Here is a 20,865-nt window from a genome sequence, read left to right on the forward strand (position 1 = left end):
TCCTCGTGGGGCAGGATTTCGATGCCGTCGCCGCAGTGCAGCAGCGTGCGCCCGCGGCCGCCGTCGAGATTGATCCACACCACGGTGTTGTCAGGGGTGATGGCGTCCACCAGGCCGCCGGTCTCGAATCCCGGCGAGAGCAGGACGCGGACGCGGTCACCCTGCCGGAGCTTTTTCCAGTGCGGAGCGGGCGTCGCCCTGCGCAGCGGTGCTTCGGCGGTTTCGTGCTTGACGTTCTTTGCCATCTTTACCCCTTAGTCCAGCAGGAGAGGAGTCTGCTCTCCGGGCTCCACGCTACGGAGCCAAGATGAACGCCAGGTGAGCGCCAGCTGAGAATACGACGGCGGGAATCAGGCCTGCCGTGCGCCGAGCGAAGCGAGCCGCGCCTCCAGGACCTGGGCCACGCCGTCGTCGTCAAAATGCGGCGCGCGCTGCCCGGCAGCCTCGATGGCCTCCGGGTGTCCGCTGGCCATGGCATAGCCGTGGCCAGCCCAGCGGAGCATTTCGATGTCGTTCGGCATGTCGCCGAACGCCACCACCTCGGAGGCGTCGATGCCCAGTGCCCGGGCGTACTCGGCCAGAGTGACCGCCTTGTTGACGCCTGGCAAGGACAGTTCGAGCATCGGGACGCCCGGGGAGGAGTGGGTGGCGGCGGCAAGATGCGCGACGGCGGGGCGCACCTCCGCCAGGAAATCGTCCGGCGTGCCCTCGCGCACGATGGCGAGGAACTTCACTACGGAATCATCGGCACCAAGGGTGTCGGCGAGCGGCGCGGGGGTGAACTCGGACAGCAGCTCACTGGATTCGTTCTCGATGAAGCCGGGCTCGAGGTGGAACCCGGTCAACGTTTCTGCCGCGAACAGGGCGGCAGGGCGCAGCTGCTTGATGATGCGGCGCAGTTCCAGGACGGCGTCGAGGGCGAGGGTGCGGGCGGAGACCAGCCGGTCGGCTTCGAGGTCCCAGACCACGGCGCCGTTGGAGCAGATCACGCGTCCGGTGTGCCCCAGCTGGTCCTGCAGCGGGTGCAGCCAGCGCGGCGGGCGGCCGGTCACAAAAACGAGTTCGACGCCGGCGTCCCGGCAGGCGTGGAAGGCGCGGACGGTGCGGTCGCTGATTTTTCCGTCATGTCCGAGGATCGTTCCGTCAATGTCGCTCGCTACCAACCGCATCCTGCCAGTCTACGTGGGATGCCGGGAGGGGTTCCCTTTCGCCGGGAGGGGGGTCGATTGTCGGCGGCCGGCGCTACACTGAATGAATCGAACATATTTTCGAATAAGGGTGTGTTGTGGGCGTTATTGTCGGTCCCCGCGTGATAGATGCGGGCGCCTCGTTGTTCTCGGTGCTGGTCTCTCCGGTCGCAGTGGCGGCGGGCTTTCCTTCGCCCGCGCAGGACTACTTCGACGGCCGGATCGACCTGAACGCGCACCTGATCAAGGACATCACCAGCACGTTCGTGGTGCGGGTGACCGGGGACTCCATGGAAGGCGCCGGGATCAGCCACGGTGACGAGCTGATCGTCAACCGGGCCCTTGAGCCCAGGGACGGTTCCGTGGTGATTGCCGTGCTGGACGGCGAGTTGACCGTCAAGCGCCTGCGCATCACCTCAACCGGCGTGGTGCTCCAGGCGGAGAATCCGAAGTACCCGGACATCAAGGTCCCTGCCCTGTCCGAGCTCACCATCTGGGGCGTGGCCACGAGGTGCCTCCATCATGTGTAAAGGGTATGCGCCCGGGTTCGGCATGCCGGAGCAGGGCCATGACTAAGCCGGTCCTTATGCGCCGGATGCCGCAGATCGCCCATGTTGACGTGAACTGCTTCTACGCCTCGGCCGAGCGGGCGTTCGATCCCTCCCTGGAGGGCCGGCCGCTGGTGGTGCTGTCCAACAACGACGGATGCGCGGTGACGCGGTCCCCCGAGGCGAAGGCGCTCGGCATCGCGACCGGTGAGCCCTGGTTCAAGCTCGCGCCGCGGGCAAAGGAGTGGGGACTGGTGGCCAAATCGAGCAATTACGAGCTCTATGGGGATATCAGCGCCCGGGTCATGGAGCTGCTCGGCAGGCACTCCGCGTGGATGGAGGTCTACAGCATTGACGAGGCCTTCCTGGGCGTCAAAGGCGATCCGGACCAGCTGCTGGCCCTTGGCCGGAACATCAAGGACGCCGTCCGCCGCCACGTCGGCGTGCCGGTGTGTGTGGGGATTGCCCCCACCAAGACGCTGGCCAAGCTGTGCAACAAGTGGGCCAAGAACAACGCAGCGTTCGGCGGGGTATGCCACTGGGACAGTGTCCCCTGGCCGCAGCGGGAGTCCCTGATGGAGCGGCTGTCCGTGGAGGAGATCTGGGGCATCGCCGGCAGGCTGACCAGGCGCCTGAACGTGATGGGCATCTTCACGGTCCTGGACCTGGTCCGCGCCGATCCCGTGGTGATCCGGGACAAGTTCTCCGTGGTCCTGATGCGCACGGTCCTGGAGCTGCGGGGCACTCCCTGCATTCCCATGGAGGAAGAGCGCATCGGCCGGGACCAGCTGATCTTCTCGCGCTCCTTCGCCAAGCCGGTCACCACCGCAGCGGGACTGCGGCAGGTGCTGGGCATCTACGGCCAGCAGGCCAGTGCCAGGCTCTCGAAACACGGGCTGCAGGCAAAGGTCCTCACAGCGTTCGCCGCCACATCTCCTTTCCGCCAGCAGGAGCAGGCTTATCCGTCCGTCTGCGTTTCCCTCCCGATGCCGACGGCGGATCCGCTCCTGCTGACCCGGGCCGCGCATGCGCTGCTGCCCAACATCCGCGACGGCCTGCAGTACGCCAAGGCTGGGATCATGCTCACCGACCTGCGGCCCACCGGCAACCAGCCGCCGCTGGAACCGTTTGAGAACCGGCATGAAGAACGGGCCATCGGCCCGCTCCTGGAGGACGTGAGCCGGCGCTTTGGCCGCGGCTCCATCGGGCTGGGGCAGGCCGGCATCAAGACGGGGTTGGACTGGACCATGAAGCGCGACATGCAGTCACCGCGGTACACCACCCACTGGGACGAGCTCCCCCTGGTCAAAGCCGCCTGATCTGCGGTGCCGCAGCCGTGGAGGAACTACAGTGGCTCCTTCACCGGTCCGCCCAGCCGGATGGCGGCGGCGCATCGAGGAACGTGGTCACAACCTCGCGAACCAGGTCGGTCCGTGCGAGCCCGAAGAAGTGCGTGGTGCCGGGGAACACCGCGAGCTGCGACGCGGGCACACCCTCGAAGTCGCCGTTCACGTCTCCTCCGCGCAGTTGGAGGAATTTCACTGCGTGGTCGAGCTTGACCATGTCGCAGTCGCCCACCGTGAAGAGCGTCGGCGCCTGGATTCCGCGGATGTCGTCGTCGCTCCAGCCAGGCTCGCCCTCGCCGTAGTGTGCCAGCTTGTCCAGCAGGCCCTGCAGGTGCTCGCGGTCCGGATGCGGAGACACGGCAAGGTAGCGTTCCTCCATTGGAGTTCCCGCGATCATGTCCACCGTCATCTCCGCCACAGCTTCGGAGTTGCCGCCGCGGTCGCCCTCCGGCCGGAACGATACCGACGACACGATGAGCTTGCGCACAAGTTCCGGGTGCTTGATCGCGAGGTGCAGCGCCACCGCACCTCCGACGCTGAATCCGAAGACATCGACCTTGCCGACGGCGAGGTGCTCGAGAAGCCCGATGACATCGGAGGCCAGGTGGTGCGTGGCCAGTGGCCGGTCAATATCGTTGGTGTGCCCGTGCCCCTGGAAGTCGGCGGCGATCACCAGGCGCCCGGCCGACAGGGCCGGGATCAGTGCGCCGAACTGCTGCTCAATGTCGAACAGCCCGCCGTGCAGGAGCAGCAGCGGGGTGCCGCCGTCGCCATGCAGCTCGTAATACATCCGGAGCCCGTTGACCGGCGCGTAACCGGTTGCGGGCTGGGCTGGCGTTGTATCGGTCATCTTCGAACCTCCTCGGGGCCCTGCGCCTGGTCGTGCAATCCTTGCACCGTGTGCACGCGCCCACCAGTGCTGATTCCTCAGGCGGACGGGGCCCCCGGCGCGTGCGGCCCGTCGAACATTGCGCTGTTGCTGGCCTGCGGCACGATGACGTGGACGGCGTTCCGCTGGATGGTGAAGTCCGTGGGCGTGACGGCCGCGATTTCGCCGTCGAGGTTCACGGGCATGGGCGGCTCGGTGACCAGGCGGACCCGCCGCGTGGTGAGGTGGTACACCCGGTCGTGTTCAATAAAGCTTCCGTTCCTGAGCAGGCGTGCGATCTTTACATGCTCACGGAACGGCGCTGCGAGGATTGCGTAGATGTCAAGGATGTGGTCGTCGATTCCCGCCGTCGGCGAGACCGTGTTGCCGCCGCCGTAATGCCTGCCGTTGCCGACGGCCACTTGCAGCAGGCCCTCGAGCTGCATCGGCTCGTGGTCCTCCTCCGGGAACTCAAGACGGGCGGAGAACGGTTCGTGCCGGGTATACGAACGCAGGGTGGCAATGCCGTACGCCAGCGGCCCGAGACGCCGCTTCAGGCCAGGGGTGAGAGCCTTGGTAACCCGCACGGACAGGCCGGCGGAAGCGACGTTGAGGAAGGGCTGCCCATTTGCCCTGCCGAGGTCGATGTCCACCACCTTCCCGCCTGCCACCGCAGCACATGCCTCGGCCAGGTTGTTCGGGATCTCCAGCGTGCGTGCGAGGTCGTTGGCGGTGCCCAGCGGAAGAACACCCAGCACGACGCCGGTGCCGGCAACCCTGCCGGCGGCGTAGGAAACCGTCCCGTCACCGCCGCCCACAACCACCAGGTCATGACCGTCCGCAACCACCCGGTCGAGCGTCCCGGCCAGTTCGGCCCCCGAGTGGATGTGGTGCACGGCGGAGACCGGCACGCCCGCTTTTTGCAGGGCATGCACCGCCAGCTCCCTGGCAGCCGCCCCCCGGCGTGATCCGGCGTTGATCACCACGGCAGCAGAGCGGGCCTCTCGGGCAACCTTCATGTGGGCAATGGTAGGTGGATTACCTTGGGAAGTCCCTGCGGGACGGCCAGCAGCGGGGCGGTTTCCCCGGAACCGGCCATAACCAGCACTGACGGGCATCCTTTCGCAGGTTTCGCAAAGGGATGCCCGTCAGGACTGGCAGCGCGTCCGGGGTTGGACGATGCCAAGGGTGGGTAAGGCTACGGGTTGGAAACGGGTGCTGACACCAGCTGGGGCGCAGCTGGAGCATCCGGCCCGCTGACATCCGCAGCCGGGTGGGCGGGTGCGGCGTGTTCGGCCAGGACACCCGTCTGGTGCCTGATTTTCAGGCGGTACAGCAGGGCCCCGCCGCCGGCGACGGTGGCAACGAAGATCACTCCGCCCCACTGCAGGTACCACTCAAACGGGGGCACCGAGTTGTAGATCTCCGGGCGGGGCCAGATGAGGTTCAGGGTCATGGCGCCGCCCCACAGGACCGCGAGGATGTTCACGGGCAGCCCCCACTTGCCCAGGCTGAAGCCCGGCTCAGTGCCGTCATCCGCGAGCGGCCACTTTTTCTGGAACCGCTTGCGGAGCAGCGGAACGGTGACCAGCAGGTAGGACAGGTAGATCAGGACGATGCTGATGCTGGAAAGGATGGTGAAGATGGCGGGCTGGGAGACGTTGACGATCAGCGGAATGATGGCGATGAGTCCGATGACGATTGCCGCCACCGTGGGCGTCTTCCGCTCCGGGTGCACCTTGCTGAGCTGGCGGCTGAAGGGCAGGTTGTTGTCCCTGGCCATGGCGAACATCATGCGGATGGCGGCGGCGTGAACGGCCAGGGTGCAGACGATCACGGCCACCACGATGCACACCAGGAACGCCTTGCCGAAGGGGCCTCCCAGGACGGAGAGCACGATGTACTGCAGACCGCCGTCGGCAGCGCCCAGCTTGGGGTCGCTGAGGTCGGGCGCGGCCAGGAGTCCGCCAAGGAGAATCAGGCCGCCGAGGATGAAGGACGCCGTAATGGCACGGAGGATGGCCTTGGGTGCGGTCTTTTTCGGGTCCTTCGTCTCCTCGCCGAGGGAACTGGCCGTGTCAAAGCCATACATCACGTAACCGGAGGCCATGGCCCCGATGAGGAACACCCCGAAGAAGCCAAGGTCGTGGTCCATGCCGTAGCCTTCGGTGCTGAAAAGGACTTCCGGCCCCCGCACCACATGCCAGCCAAGGGCCAGGATGAGGAGCACGGCGGCGGCTAGCTCCACGAAGACGCCGATGCTGTTGATCTTGGTCATCAGCTTCACGCCGAAGGCGTTGATGAGGGAGGAGATGGAGATCATGATGCTGGCGAGCAGCACGCCGTTGAGGGCGAAATCGTAGGTGCCGGTGCCGTCACCGATGATCTGGAAACCGGACCAGATCTGGGGCAGGGTGAGCTGCAGTGCAAGGGCCACGGCTCCGAGCGCCACGATCGAGGAGATGAGCAGCAGCCAGCCCGCCAGCCAGGCGAACGTCCCTGACGAGAGCCGCTTGGCCCAGTTGTACACCGAGCCGGCCACCGGATACCGTCCGGCGAGCTCGGCGAAGCAGAGCGCCACCATGAGCTGGCCGGCGAAGACGAGGGGCCAGGACCACGCGTAGGCGGGGCCGGCCATGGAAAAACCAAAGTAGAAAAGCTGGAACACGCCGGTGAGGATGGAAATGTAGCTGACTCCGGCCGCGAAACTGGCGAATTTGCCGATGCTGCGGTCCAGGGTCTGGGCATAGCCGAACTCGTCCATGCCGCTTGAATCAGTACTCTTGCTGGGTTCGAACATCTGAACTCCTATGTGGAAAAGCACGATGGTGATGACCCATGGCCGCCATTGGACACGGGTTATATCGGCGGCCGGGCGCCGCGCCTGCGGCGCCCGGCCAAGTCCCCCAAATGCTGGTGCTAGCCGGCGGCCCCCACCCCGGCGTCATCGGCAGGTGAGCCAAACCAGCCGCTGGGCGCGGGCTGGATGTTCTGCCAGATATGTTTTGCCTCGCGGTATTCGTTGAGGCCGGCGCTGCCAAGTTCACGGCCGATGCCGGACTTCCCAAAACCGCCCCACTCCGCCTGCGGGACGTACGGGTGGTAATCATTGATCCATACTGTTCCGTGCCGCAGGGCTCCCGCAACGCGCTGTGCTTTCGACGCGTCGGACGTCCACACCGCACCCGCCAGGCCGTACTCGGTGTCGTTGGCGATGGCAACGGCCTCCTCCTCGGTCCGGAACGTCTCGATGGTCAGCACCGGGCCGAATGACTCTTCCCGCAGCACACTCATGCCGGAGCGGCAGTTGCCAAGCACCGTGGGCGGGTAGAAGAACCCGTCCGCAAGGGGCCCGTCGTCGGGAATGTAGCCGCCGCACAAAAGCTCCGCGCCCTCCGCGATGCCGGCCTGGACGTAAGCGTGGACCTGGTCGCGGTGCCTGGCCGAAATCAGCGGACCCGTTTCCGCGTTGGGGTCGAAAGGTCCGCCCATCCGGATCTTCTGGGCGCGTTCCACCACCTCGGCCACGAAGCGCTCCGCAATGGTCTCCTCGACCACGAGGCGCGCCCCTGCCGAGCAAACCTGGCCGGAGTGCAGGAACACGGCGGTCAGGGCATTGTCGACGGCGGCGTCCCAGTCGGCGTCAGCGAAGACGACATTGGGGTTCTTCCCGCCGAGCTCGAAGGCGACCCGCTTCACGGTCTCCGCGGCCGCCGCCATGATGGTCTGGCCCGTGGCCAGGCTCCCGGTCAGGGAGACGAGGTCCACGCGCGGGTCGGAGCTGAGGAGGGGGCCCACCCGCGACCCGGATCCCGTGACCAGGTTAGCCACGCCGGCCGGAACGCCGGCCTCTGCCAGGGTCTCCATGAGCAGGACGGACGTGGACGGTGTGAGCTCGCTGGGCTTGAGCACGAAGGAATTTCCCGCAACGAGTGCCGGCGCCACTTTCCAGGCCGCCTGCAGGAGCGGGTAGTTCCAGGGCGCGATGAGGGCACAGACGCCGAGCGGTTCGTAGACCACGCGGCTGATGGCGTTCGGCCGCCCCGTATCGATGACCCGGCCGGCATCGAGGCCCGCTATCTTGCCGTAGTAACGGAAGCAGGAGGCAATGTCGTCAATGTCGTATTCAGCCTCCACGAGGCGCTTGCCTGTGTCCAGTGCTTCGGCCCGGGCGTACGCCGCCTTGTCCCGCTCGAGCAACGCGGCGACGCGAAGCAGGACCTCGCCGCGTTCAATGTCGGTCAGCCGGCGCCACGCACCGCCGTCGAACGCTGCCCGGGCACTGGCGATTGCCCGCTCCGCGTCCTCTACGGTGGATGAGGCGACTACCGCCACTTCCTGCCCGTCCGCCGGGCAGCGCACAACGGTTGTCCCGCCGTCGGACGCCTGGTGCCAGGCACCGTCAATGTACAAGCCCTTGATGGCGTCCTGCGCTTGTCCGGCGTCGCGGACCTGCTCAGCGGTGGCGGTCATCGTTTCTCCTTTTCGAGTCCATCAATCATGCCTATGCCTTTGCCGCAGGGGCAGCCGCAGCGCCGGCGCCGTTACGCTCCAGCGGGCTGATGCCGTGCCGGTAGAACTCGGCATGCTGCGGCGCCAGCGGGGCCTTCCCGGCGATCAGGTCGGCTGCCTTCTCGGCGAGCATCATGACGGGGGCGTAGATGTTGCCGTTGGTCACGTACGGCATGGCCGAGGCGTCCACGACCCGGAGGCCCTGTGTTCCGTGGACGGACATGTCGAGCGGGTTCACCACTGCCATCGGATCGGACTCCGGCCCCATCTTGGCCGTGCAGGAGGGGTGCAGGGCGGTTTCCGCGTCGCGGGCCACCCAGTCCAGGATTTCGGCGTCGGTCTGCACGGCCCGGCCGGGTGAGAGCTCGCCGCCGTTGAAGGGCCCCATGGCGGACTGGCCCAGGATGTCGCGGGCCACGTGGACGGCCTCGACCCATTCACGGCGGTCCTGGTCCGTGGACAGGTAGTTGAACACCATGGATGGATGCACCGTGGGATCGGTGGACTTGATCTTGAGGGTGCCACGGGCGTCGGAGTACATGGGCCCGATGTGCACCTGGTAGCCGTGCTTGGCATCCGCCTTCTGGCCGTCGTAGCGGACGGCAACAGGGAGGAAGTGGAACATCAGGTTCGGGTACGCGACGTCCTCGTTGGAGCGGACGAAGCCGCCGCCCTCGAAGTGGTTGGTAGCGGCCGGGCCCTTGCGGCCGAAGAGCCACTGCATGCCGATCCACGGCATGCGCCAGACGTCCAGAGCCGGCTGCATGGACACCGGCTGGGTGCAGGCGTGCTGTATGTAGACCTCCAGGTGGTCCTGCAGGTTCTCGCCGACGCCGGGAAGGTTGACCACGGGGTTGATGCCCAGGGATTTCAGGTGCCCAGCTTCGCCCACGCCGGAGAGCTGCAGCAGCTGCGGGGTGTTGATGGCGCCGCCGGACAGGATGACCTCGCCGGCGTTGACCACGTGGGTCTGGCCGTTGCGGCGGTAGGTGACGCCGGTGGCCACCGTGCCCTTGAAGTTGACTTTGGTGACCATCGCCCGGGTCAGGACGGTGAGGTTCGGGCGGCGTGTATTGGGGCGGATGTGGGCCCGGGAGGCGGAGAGGCGCTGGCCCTTGTGGACGTTGCGGTCGAAGGCCGCAAAGCCTTCCTGGCGGTAGCCGTTGACGTCGTCGGTCAGGGGGTAGCCGGCTTCCTGGGCGGCTTTGAAGAACGCCTGGAAGAGCGGGTTGGTGGCCGGACCGCGTTCCAGGACCAGCGGGCCGTCGTGGCCGCGCAGTTCGTCATCCGGGTCCGCTGCCAGGGCGTTTTCCATTTTGTTGAAGTAGGGCAGGCAGTGCGCGAAATCCCAGGTATCCATGCCGGCGTCGGCGCCCCAGCGCTCGTAATCGAGGGGATTGCCGCGCTGGAAGATCATGCCGTTGATGGAGCTGGAGCCGCCCAGGACCTTGCCGCGGGCGTGTGCTACGCGGCGGCCGCCCATGAAGGGTTCCGGGTCGGATTCGTAGCGCCAGTCATACAGCGGGTTGCCGCTGGGAAAGGTCAGCGCGGCAGGCATCTGGATGAACAGGTCCCAGGGGTAGTCGCTGCGTCCGGCCTCAAGAACCAGGACGCTGCTGTTGCCCCCTTCGCTCAAGCGGTTGGCGAGCACGGAACCCGCGCTTCCTCCGCCGACGATGACATAGTCGTAGTGGGTTTTTGTCATGCTGGAAACTCTCTTTCTACCTGGTGCAGGCCAGCCGCTGAGGGCTGGTGGTCCTTCTTCCGGAAGCCGGCGATACACGGCGATGCCCCGGAAAAGCGTTGGAAATCCCTGAAGTGGTGGATGCGGACCGCTGATGAATCAGCGCTGAATCAACGCGGTGCCGGAAATCCATGAGCTGTGGTGTACGTCATACTCATGCACAGTAATCCACATTGAACAAGTGTTCAATAGTCCGACTGGACAAACGTTCAAGATTTAACGCCGACGAAACGTCGCGGGGTGAAATGGAGGCGAAACGCCGTCCCTGGGCATCGAATATGACGGGCGGCTGTCATGAACGCGGAACCGCAGCGGCAGGGCGCAGCGATGGAAGTGCGGACGGCTTCCATCCGCGAAAGAGGGTAAAGCGGGCCGCTAAGCGGCGAAGGCGATCTCTTCGGTCCGGGCGATGCTCCGGCGGATGGAATCCTTGTCAACGCCAAGGAGCGCGGTGAGCCACATCCCGTTTTGCACCACGACGATGTCTGCGGCCCGCTCCCTGCATTCGTCATTGGAAAGCCCGGGCCTGGCATTGCCGATCAACGTCGCGAGCCCCTGGAGGTAGCGCTCAAACGCTGCCGCGTTGATGGCTGCGAAGTCTTCATGAGCCTGTGCCAGCGCCCATAAATGGAGCCGCAGGGACAGATATTGTGTGGTCAGCAACTCCGGGCCCGCGACGCGCTGGAGGGCCTTCTTCAGCTGCTCGTCCGGCGGCGAGTCGGGGTCGGGCGTGACCAGCATCAGGTCATGCTGGTCGATCCGGTGCAGGGCCGCGCGGATCAGGCTCGACTTGTCTTCGTAGTAGTAGTTCACCAGCCCGAGGGCGACGCCCGCTTCCCGGGCCACCGCGCGCATATTGACGCCTGAGATGCCGTGGCGCGACAGCAGGGCCAGTGCCGCTTCGAGAATGCGGGACTGCCTGTCAACCTGTTCGCCGGAGTTCACGGTGCTGGTATCCACTTGGCCAGACTATGGGCAATACCGTGGCGGCGCATCCCGCAGCAGGGCCGGAACGGCATCAGCGGCATCTCAACCTCGAGGCGACGCCCACCCATCAGCCAACAGACCGAAAAAAGACGCTCCGCGACGTTTCTTGACGCGCCGCTACGCCGCGTTGAGCGTTCGCGTCGCCCCGTGAACCCCTGCTACACGAATGATTGTGGCGCTGCCGGCCGCTCCGTAATCTCAACTCAGCATCCGCCCCAGCAAAGGAATTTCCCGATGACTACTCCCCAGGACAAGAGTCCGCAGAACCAGGAAAGCTCCACCCGCATTGTTGCCGGCCAGTCGGCACCCAAGCGTCCCCTCGGACTGAAGATCGGCATCGCCGCCGGTATCCTCGCCCTCATCGGCGGTGGTGCCGCCGTCGCCTCCGCGGTGAACAGCAACAACAGCACCGCGGCAGCGGAGCAGAGTGCGCCGGCCGGCAACCCCGCCGCCGAACTGAAGCTCGGCTACTTCGGCAACGTCACCCACGCCCCGGCTCTCGTGGGCGTCAGCCAGGGACACATTGCCGGAGAACTTGGCGACACGAAGCTCAGCACGCAGGTGTTCAACGCCGGCCCGGCCGCCATCGAGGCACTGAATGCCGGTGCCATCGACGCCACCTACATCGGCCCGAACCCGGCCATCAACTCCTACGTCAAGAGCGCCGGCGAATCGGTGCACATCATTGCCGGCGCCGCGGCCGGTGGCGCCCAGCTTGTGGTCAAGCCCGAGATCAACTCGCCCGCAGACCTGGCGGGCAAGACCCTCGCCTCCCCCCAGTTGGGCGGCACCCAGGACGTTGCGCTCCGCGCGTGGCTGGCATCCCAGGGCTACAAGACCAATGTGGACGGCAGCGGCGACGTAGCCATCAACCCCACCGAAAACGCCCAGACCCTGAAACTGTTCCAGGACGGAAAGCTCGACGGCGCGTGGCTGCCTGAGCCCTGGGCCTCGCGCCTTGTGCTGACCGCCGGCGCCAAGGTCCTGGTGGACGAAAAGGACCTGTGGGACGGCTCGCTGTCCGGCAAGCCCGGCGAGTTCCCCACCACCATCCTGATCGTGAACCAGAAGTTCGCCGCCGAACACCCGGACACCGTCAAGGCCCTCCTCAAAGGCCATGTGAAGTCGGTCGAGTGGCTGAACAAGGCTGCCGACGCTGAAAAGGCCAGCGTCATCAACGCGGCGCTGAAGGAAGCGGCCGGCGCCGAGCTGAAGGCGGACGTGATCGACCGCTCACTGAAGAACATCGTGTTCACCGTGGACCCGCTGGCCGGAACGTACGAGAAGCTCCTGGCCGATGGCGTCGCCGCAGGAACCACCAAGCAGGCCGACATCAACGGCATCTTCGACCTCACCGCACTCAACGGCGTAACGGCTGAGAAGACCTCCGCGGCCGGGCTCGGCAAGGAATAACGCAACGCTCTCTCACCTTTCGCATTATTTTCGCCGGCGCTCTCTCACTTTCCTGAAGAAAGTGAGAGAGCGCCGGCCGTTAAGGCGCATCAGGTGAGAGAGCGTTAGCTTGAGGTATCAGTGCAACGGATAGTTGCTATTGAAAACTGCTGCTTCTCCAAATATATGAAGTCCCTCACAGTAGTTACAGGACCTGCACCAAACCGACCGCAGCCAGTAACCAGAAGGACTTCAACGTGGAAACTCCCCTCTCCCATCTTGCCCACCTCGAGATCACCACCCCGGACGTCGAAGCCTCGGCACGGTTCTACGAGGAAAAGTTCGGCATGCGCATCATCGACCGCGTGGACGGCAACGTCTACCTGCGCTGCTGGGGCGACTACTACCGCTACAGCCTGGTCATCACGGAAGGACCGGAAGCGTCCCTGGGCCGGATGGCCTGGCGCACCAACTCCCAAACGGCCCTGGAAGCCGCAGCCGAGCGCATCGAAGCAACCGGCGTGCAGGGAACCTGGACGCCCGGCGGCCACGGCTTCGGCAAGGCGTACGAGTTCACCGGGCCCTACGGCCACCACATGCGCCTCTTCTATGAAGTGGAGAAGTTCGTCGCCGAGCCGGGTTTCGAGTCCACCTACCCGGACCGGCCGGAACGCCGCAGCAGCCACGCCGCCGCACCCCGCTTCCTTGACCACGTCACGGTGGCATCCTCCGATGTCCGCGGCTTCGCCAAGTGGTACAACGAGGCCCTCGGCTTCCGCGTCATGGCCTTCGTTGACCTGGACGAAGCACCCATCACCGTCTTCTCCGTCCTCACCACCAACGAAAAGTCCCACGACCTGGGCGTCGTCCTGGACACCTCCAGCCGCGCCGGACGCGTCAACCACATCGCCTTCTGGGTGGACGCCACCGAGGACCTGCTCCGCACCGCGGACGTCATGATGGAAAACGGCACCCCCATGGAATACGGCCCCTCCATCCACGGCGTGGGCGAGCAGAACTTCCTCTACTTCCGCGACCCGTCCGGCCTGCGCGTCGAACTGAACTCCGGCGGCTACCGCAACTACGTCCCGGACTGGGACGCCAACACCTGGAAGCCGTCGCTGGGCTCCAACAACTTCTACAAGAACGGCGCCATGCCGCACTCCATGACCGAATCCTTCCCGCCGGCCGAGGGTTTCACCGCGACCGAAGAAGGCGCCTCCCCCGAGATGAAGGAAGCCCTCCTGAACCCCTACGCGAAGCAGGGACGGGGCTAGAAAGATATGCCTGAAGCAACATATGCCCTGATCCGCTTCCAGGAAGCCGGCGACAGCAAGGCCCGCGCCGGCCTGCTGGTGGGTGACCGGGTCCTGCCGCTGGACGGGGACATCAACTCCCTGATCGAGCACTGGGACACCACCGAAGCCCAACTGGACGGCCTCGCCGCCTCGGCCGGCCAGGATGCCGGCCTGGCGCTGGCCGACGTCGAGGTCCTCGCACCGGTGGAACCCGCCCAGGTCCTGCAGACCGGCGCGAACTACCGCAAGCACGTCATCGACCTCGCCGCCGCGCACCGCGAACCGGGCGAGGACGAGGAGGAAGTGCGCGCCAAGACCGCCGCCATGATGGACAAGCGGGCAGGCCAGGGCACGCCGTACTTCTTCATCGGCCTCCCGACGGCGATCGCCTCCGCCACGGACGACCTCACCCTGCCTGCCTACTCCAAGTCCCACGACTGGGAGCTGGAACTGGCAGCAGTCATCGGCAGGACCGCGTTCCGCGTCACCCCCGAGGAAGCCCTGGACTACGTCTTCGGCTACACCATGGTCAACGACATCACCACCCGTGAATACGTCTTCCGCAAGGACATGCCGGCCATCGGCTCGGACTGGTACCGCGCCAAAAACGCCCCCGGCTTCCTTCCCACCGGGCCGCTGCTGGTGCCCGCCAAGTTCTTCGGCGACCCGCAGGACGTCCAGGTGACGCTGAAGCTCAACGGCAAGGCCATGCAGGACGAGTCCACGCAGGACATGATCTTCGGCGTCGCCAAGCTCGTCAGCGAAGCCTCCCAGATCATGCCGCTGCGCCCCGGCGACCTGGTGCTCACCGGCAGCCCCGCCGGCAACGGCCAGCACTGGGGCCGGCTGCTGCAGGACGGCGACGTCATGGAAGGCACCATCACAGGACTGGGCACCCAGCTCATCCACTGCAAGGACGAAACCACAAGTGAAGGTGCCCAGTGACCACCCAGGACACAGCACCAACCGCCGCCACCGGGGAATCCACCGATTCCCCGGTGATCCGGCGTGACGACCCGCTCGGCAGCATCCGCACCATGGCCGCGGCCCACAACAACTGGGGCCGCTGGGGCGACGACGACGTCCTGGGAACGCTGAACTTCATCGACGCCGGCAAGCGCGTCGAGGCCGCGGCACTGGTGAAGTCCGGTGAGGCTTTCTCGCTGTCCCAGCCGTTCGACACCAACGGCCCGCAGAAGGGCTGGCGCCGCCGCACCAACCCCGTCCACACCATGACGGATACCGGGGTGGACGCCGAACGCGGCAACCAGGGCTTCCCGCACGGCTTCGGCGGAGCGGACGACGTGATCGCCATGCCCCTGCAGTGCTCCACCCAGTGGGACGGCCTGGGCCACATCTTCGACCAGGGCAAGGCCTGGAACGGCCGCGCCGCCGGCGACGTAGTGACGTCCGAAGGCGACCTGGTAACGGGAATCGAAACCGCCGCGGCCAAGATCGTCACCCGCGGCGTCCTGCTGGACGTTGGGCGTGCGCTCGGACCGGACCTGGGCAGGAACGACGGCGAACTGCCCGACGGTTTCGCCATCACCCCGGAGCACCTGGAGCGCACCATCGCACTGCAGGGCCCCAGCTCAAAGGTGGGCCGGGGCGACATCGTGGTGATCCGCACCGGGCAGTACACCCGGGTCCGCCGCGACGGCTGGGGTGACTACGCGGGCGGGTCGGCCCCGGGGCTGTCCTTCACCACGGCGCCCTGGCTGCACCGCTCCGAAATCGCCGGAATCGCCACGGACACGTGGGGCTTCGAGGTCCGTCCCAACGAGTTCGACGCCGCCTTCCAGCCCCTGCACCAGATCGCCATTCCCAACCTGGGGCTGTTCCTGGGCGAGATGTGGGACCCGGACGGACTGGCGGAAGCGTGCGCAGCAGACGGCAGGTACGACTTCCTGCTGACCGCAGCCCCGCTGCCCATCACCGGAGCTGTGGGATCGCCCGTCAACCCGATCGCCGTCCGGTAGCTTTTCAGTTAAAACAGCAACAAAACCACCAGCAGTAACGCCGTCAATACAAAGGAGTCAGCGATGGCAGCAGTACAGAACGTCGGAATCGTCGGGGCCGGAGCCGCGGGACTGACCGCAGCCATCCTCCTGGCCGACGCCGGAATCCAGGTGGAAATCCTCGAGAAGGCGGAAGCACCGCAGACCCTTGGATCCGGCATCACCCTGCAGGGCAACGCCCTGCGGATCCTCCGCCAACTCGGCGTCTGGGAGCAGGTCGAGGCGAAGGGCTACGGCTTCAGCACCCTGGGCCTGCGCGCCCCGGACCCGGCCGGCACCGTCATCGCAGTCCTTGACGACATCCGTACCGGCGGCGAGGACCTCCCCGCCACGATGGGCATGTACCGCCCCGACCTCACCGCCATCCTCCGCGAACGGGCAGAGAACGCGGGCGCCCGGATCAGCTACGGCAAGACGGTCACCGGCATAACGGACGACGGCGGGTCAGTCACCGTGAGCACCGACGACGGCCGCAGCGCCACCTACGACCTCCTCATCGGCGCCGATGGACTGCACTCTGCCGTCCGCACGGCCATCGGCATCGAGGTTGAACCCCAGCCCACGGGCATGGGCATCTGGCGCGCCTTCGTGGAGCGCCCCGAAGAGGTGGTCCGGACGGACCTGACCTACGGCGGACCCTGCTTCATCGCCGGCTACTGCCCCACCGGCCCTGACACCATCTACGCCTACCTTGTGGAGAAGGCACAGGAGCGCAAGCACGAGGACGGCCCCCGCATTATGGCTGAACTCGCCGCGGCGTACGGCGGCCCCTGGAACGAGATCCGCGCCAACCTGGACCACAGTGCCCGCATCAACTACACCTGGTTCACCACGCATCTGGTGGACGGGCCCTGGAACCGCGGCCGCAGTGTCATCATCGGCGACGCCGCGCACAGCTGCCCGCCCACGATTGCGCAGGGTGCTGCGATGGCGATGGAGGATGCGGCTGTGCTGGCCGAGCTGCTTATCAGTGCCGACGACGTTACGGAGACGCTCTGGAAAGAGTTCACCGACCGCCGCCTGGACAGGGCAAAGGCAGTTGTCGATGCGTCCGTCCAGTTGGGCCAGTGGATGCTCGACGGCGTCCGGGATGCCAATGTGCCCGGACTCATGCATTCAATCTCCAGCCTGGTGAAGGAACCCGCATGAGCACGCGCACGCCAGATCCGGGAACCCCCACCGTTGACGTCCACGCGCATATCCTGCTTCCGGCCCTGCAGCAGCTGGTGGCCGAGGCGGATCCCGAGGGCTTCGGCGCCCAGCAGGCTTTGGAGGTGCGGCGCAACGGACCCGAATCGATGGCCGCTTCGGGCCGGATGATCAAGGAGCGCTGGCCGCAGCTGACGGACCTGGACCGCCGGCTCGCGGACATGGACGCCCAGGGTGTGGACGTGCAGCTGGTCTCGCCGTCGCCGTCGCACTTCTACTACTTCGCCGGCGAAGAGCTGTCCCTGCAGGTAGCGAAGCAAGCCAACCAGGCCGTGCGGGAGTTCGTTGACCGTGCCCCGGCGCGGCTCAACGGTCTGGGCCTGGTCCCGCTCCAGCACCCCGCCTTGATGGTGGAAGCCCTGGAACATGCGGTGCTGGAGTGCGGACTGCTCGGCGTCGAAATCGGATCGTTCGCCGCCACGCCGAACGATCCGGAACGCAGCACCGTCGAACTCTCCGACCCCCGCCTGGAACCGTTCTGGAGCCGGGCCGAGGAGCTGGGCGCCCTGGTGTTCCTGCACCCGTTCGGCTGCTCGCTGGATGAACGGCTGGACCGCTTCTACCTCGCCAACACCGTGTCCCAACCCGCAGAAAACGCGGTGGCACTGTCCCACCTGATCTTCAGCGGCGTCCTGGACCGGTACCCGGATTTGAAAGTGCTGGCGGCGCACGGCGGCGGTTACCTGCCCACGAAACTTGGCCGCTCCGACCACGCGTGGAAGGTCCGGCCCGAGGCACACGGCTGCGCCCAGCCGCCGTCGTCCTATCTGAAAAAGCTGTACTTCGATTCCCTGGTCCACAGCGCCGCGGAACTCCGGGCGCTCGTCGCCGCCGCGGGTCCGGAGCAGGTGCTGCTCGGCTCGGACTACCCGTTCGACATGGGCTCCGACCTTCCCGTGGACGAGGTCCAGGCTGCCGGCCTCCCGTCCGACGGCGAGGCCCAGGTTTTGGGCGGCAACGCACGCACCCTGGGCATCATGGCAGCGGCCGCCCTGGCCGCCCGACCCACTGCTTAAGGAACACCCTCATGGTCAAGATCGCACGCTGGAATTACGACGGCGGGACGCAGTCCGGCTTTGTGGACGGCGGACACTGCTACGCGCTGCCCGCCGGCCAGGGCGTCCAGACCCTGTTGGACGCCGGGCTGGATAAAACCCTGCGCGTTGCCCGGGAAACCGTAGGTTCCGCCCCTGCCGTTCCGCTTGCGGAGGTGCAACTGCTCGCCCCGCTGGTGCCCGCCACCATCCGGGACTTCGTGGCGTTCGAGGAACACGTAGAAGGCGTGCGGAAGAGCATCGACGGCGTGGCCGGCGTGGTGCCCGAATGGTACGAGGCGCCCACGTTCTACTTCACCAACCCGCACACGGTGACCGGCACGGGCGAGGTGATCGGTATTCCGGCAGGCTGTGAGGACCTGGACTTTGAAACGGAAGTCGCCGCCGTCGTCGGACGCGTCCCCGGGAGCGATGGCAGGAACCTGACCGCCGCGGAGGCGCACCGGCACATCTTCGGCTACACCATCCTCAACGACTGGTCCGCGCGGGACCTGCAGCGGCGGGAGATGAAGGTCAGCCTCGGCCCCTGCAAGGGCAAGGACTTCGCCAACACGCTGGGCCCCTGGATCGTCACGGCGGACGAATTCGAGGACCGGCACGACGCCGAGGGATTCCTGCCCATCTCCATGGCCGTCGAAGTCAATGGCGAGCCTATCGGCCAGGACCTGCTCTCCAACATGGGCTGGCCCTTCGCCGAGCTCGTGGCCTACGCCTCACAGGACTCGGTGGTGCGGCCCGGCGACGTCCTGGGCTCCGGCACCTGCGGCAGCGGCTGCCTCGCCGAGCTGTGGGGACGCAACGGTTCCAAGACTCCCCCGCCCCTGGCAACCGGCGACGTGGTGAGGATGACGGTGGAAGGGATCGGCACCATCGAGAACACGGTGGGCGCCAGGCGCGAGGCCGTGACCCGTGTGGCAGCCCGCCCGAGGCCCCGCAACCGGATTGCCGCTGCGGCTCCTTCCGGCGTCTAGGGTGGTTTCGCTCCAGCTTGAAGGGCGGACCGTGGTGGTCACCGGCGCAGGCCAGGGGCAGGGCGCGGCGGAAGCACGGCTGCTGGCGGAGGCGGGGGCACGGGTCATCGCCACGGACCTCACAGCCGACGCCCCGGCCGGACTGGCGGATGCGTCCCCTGCATTGGGCGGTGAGCTGTTATACCGGCGGCTGGACGTCAGCGACGCCTCCGGTTGGTCCGGCCTCGCGGGGTGGATCCGGTCCCGGGGCTGGCAGGTGGACGGGCTGGTCAACAACGCCGGCATCACCCAGCGGAGCAGGCTCCTGGATGCCTCCATGGCGGATCTGCAGAAGGTTTACGACGTGAACGTGGCCGGCAGCCTTTTAGGAATCCAGGCCCTGTCCCTGCTGATGGGCAGCGGCGCATCGATCGTCAATGTGGGCTCGGTCGCCGGGCTGACCGCCCATTATCCGGTGGCGTACACAGCGAGCAAGTGGGCGCTGCGCGGGCTCTCCCAGGTGGCGGCCATGGAACTCGGGCCTCGCGGGATCCGCGTCAACACCGTCCACCCCGGTTTTATAGAGACTCCCATGACGGCGGGCGCCAAGCCGGAGTTCCGGCAGGCCACCCTAGCGGAAACCCCGCTGGGACGTTCCGGAAGCGTGGAGGAGGTGGCCGGCGTCGTGCTCTTCCTCCTCAGCCCGCTCTCATCCTTCGTGACGGGCGCCGAGATCCCGGTGGACGGCGGCCAGTCGGGCCACGGCGGCGCCAAGTCGGTCTCCGACGCCCTCCGCTAGCCCCGAATCCCAACTAGGTAGCGCTAAGTGTCGTTCTGAGGGCCCAAAACGACACATCGCGCTACCTGGTTGGGGGCCACCGCAGAAACTTAGCCAGGCAGCACGGCCGACCAGCCGCCGTCGACCATTAGGTTTGCGCCGGTCACATACGAGGCCTCATCCGATGCCAGGAACAGCGCGCAGTTGGCGACTTCTTCGGGCGCCCCGATCCGCCCCAGCGGGATGCTCCCCTCAATGGTCCGCATGGGGTGGTCCGCTGCCAGCAGGTTGCCCTCCGTGGCTGCGGTACGGATCATTCCGGGACTGACGGCGTTGACGCGCAATCCATGCGGAGCGCCCTCGGCCGCGAGCTGTTTGGTCATGGCCACCACCGCTCCCTTCGTGGCCGTGTGGGCCAGCCGGCCGTTGGTCATGGAGCCGGTCACCCCCGCTGTGGAGCCCACCAGGACAATGGCACTGTTTACGGCCTGGATCAGCTGCGGCCAGAAGTACTTGACCGGCAGGAACACCACGTCCATCTCGTGTTCAATGTTCCATTTCCAGTCATCGAAGGTGAGCTCCTCCACCGGGGCGAAGCGCGTGACTGCGGCGTTGGCGTACAGGATGTGGACCTGGCCATGCGTAGCGGCGACACCCGCAGCCCACGCCGCCACGGCTGCCTCGTCCGTGAGATCCACCCGGCTGCTGCTCATCCGGCCACCAGCGGCGGTGACCGACGCAACCGTGGCCGCGGCGCCGTCGTCGTCCATGTCGCAGCCGACCACCACCGCTCCTGCCCGGGCGAAGGCGAGCGCCGCCGCCCTGCCCTGGCCGCTGGCCGTTCCGGTGATGACGGCGGTCTTGCCGGCCAGGCGCTGGCTGGAGACAGGCATAAAAAGTCCTTCCGAAAGCGTGTTTCTTCGACTTTCGCAGGGATGGGCTGGCCGGGGAACGGTCCTTTGGGTCTAGGTGG

19 protein-coding genes are annotated in these 20,865 nt (G+C 66.6%); 10 read left to right on the forward strand and 9 right to left on the reverse strand.

Annotation, left to right across the window (positions count from 1 at the left end; translation table 11 throughout):
* Both DXK94_RS15290 and DXK94_RS15295 read right to left on the reverse strand, forming a co-directional pair.
* Positions 1-245, reverse strand: a 245-nt coding sequence (locus DXK94_RS15290) for a hypothetical protein (protein ID WP_115525670.1), incomplete at its 3' end; no start/stop codon positions are given.
* Positions 246-350: 105 nt separating this feature from the next.
* Positions 351-1,169 (reverse strand): HAD family hydrolase, encoded by an 819-nt coding sequence (locus tag DXK94_RS15295; RefSeq protein WP_115525616.1) that lies wholly within the window; start codon positions 1,167-1,169, stop codon positions 351-353.
* A gap of 116 nt (positions 1,170-1,285) precedes the next feature.
* On the opposite strand from DXK94_RS15295, the gene DXK94_RS15300 reads away from it, so the two are divergent.
* Both DXK94_RS15300 and DXK94_RS15305 read left to right on the forward strand, forming a co-directional pair.
* Positions 1,286-1,717, forward strand: coding sequence for a LexA family transcriptional regulator (locus DXK94_RS15300; protein WP_115525617.1), 432 nt, complete (start codon positions 1,286-1,288; stop codon positions 1,715-1,717).
* Positions 1,718-1,755: 38 nt separating this feature from the next.
* A complete protein-coding gene (locus DXK94_RS15305) occupies positions 1,756-3,054 on the forward strand; it encodes a Y-family DNA polymerase (RefSeq protein WP_181884848.1) in 1,299 nt (432 codons plus the stop codon).
* Positions 3,055-3,094: 40 nt separating this feature from the next.
* On the opposite strand, the gene DXK94_RS15310 is transcribed toward DXK94_RS15305, so the two are convergent.
* From DXK94_RS15310 to DXK94_RS15335, 6 genes are all read right to left on the reverse strand, one after another.
* Complete coding sequence (locus DXK94_RS15310) at positions 3,095-3,931, reverse strand: alpha/beta fold hydrolase (RefSeq protein WP_115525618.1); 837 nt, start codon at positions 3,929-3,931, stop codon at positions 3,095-3,097.
* 77 nt (positions 3,932-4,008) lie between these two features.
* Positions 4,009-4,968: a lipid kinase gene (locus tag DXK94_RS15315; RefSeq protein ID WP_115525619.1), complete on the reverse strand. Its 960-nt coding sequence runs from the start codon at positions 4,966-4,968 to the stop codon at positions 4,009-4,011.
* Between the two features lie 179 nt (positions 4,969-5,147).
* Positions 5,148-6,749 (reverse strand): APC family permease, encoded by a 1,602-nt coding sequence (locus tag DXK94_RS15320; protein ID WP_258868569.1) that lies wholly within the window; start codon positions 6,747-6,749, stop codon positions 5,148-5,150.
* A gap of 119 nt (positions 6,750-6,868) precedes the next feature.
* On the reverse strand, positions 6,869-8,422 hold the full coding sequence (locus DXK94_RS15325; protein ID WP_220272986.1) for an aldehyde dehydrogenase family protein: 1,554 nt from the start codon (positions 8,420-8,422) through the stop codon (positions 6,869-6,871).
* Positions 8,423-8,453: 31 nt separating this feature from the next.
* Positions 8,454-10,166: a choline dehydrogenase gene (gene betA, locus DXK94_RS15330; RefSeq protein ID WP_115525620.1), complete on the reverse strand. Its 1,713-nt coding sequence runs from the start codon at positions 10,164-10,166 to the stop codon at positions 8,454-8,456.
* A 414-nt stretch (positions 10,167-10,580) separates the two neighbouring features.
* On the reverse strand, positions 10,581-11,165 hold the full coding sequence (locus DXK94_RS15335) for a TetR/AcrR family transcriptional regulator (RefSeq protein WP_079596944.1): 585 nt from the start codon (positions 11,163-11,165) through the stop codon (positions 10,581-10,583).
* Between the two features lie 261 nt (positions 11,166-11,426).
* Here DXK94_RS15335 and DXK94_RS15340 point away from each other — a divergent pair, with 261 nt between their 5' ends.
* The 8 genes from DXK94_RS15340 to DXK94_RS15375 all read left to right on the forward strand — a co-directional run bounded on the left by DXK94_RS15340 (position 11,427) and on the right by DXK94_RS15375 (position 19,913).
* A complete protein-coding gene (locus tag DXK94_RS15340; protein ID WP_115525621.1) occupies positions 11,427-12,605 on the forward strand; it encodes an ABC transporter substrate-binding protein in 1,179 nt (392 codons plus the stop codon).
* Between the two features lie 236 nt (positions 12,606-12,841).
* Positions 12,842-13,861, forward strand: a complete 1,020-nt coding sequence (locus DXK94_RS15345) for a VOC family protein (RefSeq protein WP_115525622.1) — start codon at positions 12,842-12,844, stop codon at positions 13,859-13,861.
* Between the two features lie 6 nt (positions 13,862-13,867).
* Positions 13,868-14,827 carry a fumarylacetoacetate hydrolase family protein gene (locus DXK94_RS15350; RefSeq protein WP_115525623.1) on the forward strand — a complete coding sequence of 320 codons (960 nt, stop codon included), beginning with the start codon at positions 13,868-13,870 and terminating at the stop codon, positions 14,825-14,827.
* Positions 14,824-15,861 carry a cyclase family protein gene (locus DXK94_RS15355; RefSeq protein ID WP_115525624.1) on the forward strand — a complete coding sequence of 346 codons (1,038 nt, stop codon included), beginning with the start codon at positions 14,824-14,826 and terminating at the stop codon, positions 15,859-15,861. The genes DXK94_RS15350 and DXK94_RS15355 overlap by 4 nt, the downstream gene beginning before the upstream one ends.
* A gap of 63 nt (positions 15,862-15,924) precedes the next feature.
* Complete coding sequence (locus DXK94_RS15360) at positions 15,925-17,049, forward strand: FAD-dependent oxidoreductase (RefSeq protein WP_115525625.1); 1,125 nt, start codon at positions 15,925-15,927, stop codon at positions 17,047-17,049.
* Positions 17,046-18,125 (forward strand): amidohydrolase family protein, encoded by a 1,080-nt coding sequence (locus tag DXK94_RS15365; protein WP_115525626.1) that lies wholly within the window; start codon positions 17,046-17,048, stop codon positions 18,123-18,125. The genes DXK94_RS15360 and DXK94_RS15365 overlap by 4 nt, the downstream gene beginning before the upstream one ends.
* Positions 18,126-18,136: 11 nt before the next feature.
* Positions 18,137-19,135, forward strand: coding sequence for a fumarylacetoacetate hydrolase family protein (locus tag DXK94_RS15370; RefSeq protein WP_115525627.1), 999 nt, complete (start codon positions 18,137-18,139; stop codon positions 19,133-19,135).
* A 1-nt stretch (position 19,136) separates the two neighbouring features.
* Positions 19,137-19,913, forward strand: a complete 777-nt coding sequence (locus tag DXK94_RS15375) for an SDR family NAD(P)-dependent oxidoreductase (protein WP_115525628.1) — start codon at positions 19,137-19,139, stop codon at positions 19,911-19,913.
* An 89-nt stretch (positions 19,914-20,002) separates the two neighbouring features.
* On the opposite strand, the gene DXK94_RS15380 is transcribed toward DXK94_RS15375, so the two are convergent.
* Complete coding sequence (locus tag DXK94_RS15380; RefSeq protein WP_115525629.1) at positions 20,003-20,785, reverse strand: SDR family NAD(P)-dependent oxidoreductase; 783 nt, start codon at positions 20,783-20,785, stop codon at positions 20,003-20,005.
* Positions 20,786-20,865: the final 80 nt, after the last annotated feature.

Source organism: Arthrobacter sp. RT-1 (genome assembly GCF_003367205.1).
Classification (GTDB): domain Bacteria; phylum Actinomycetota; class Actinomycetes; order Actinomycetales; family Micrococcaceae; genus Arthrobacter.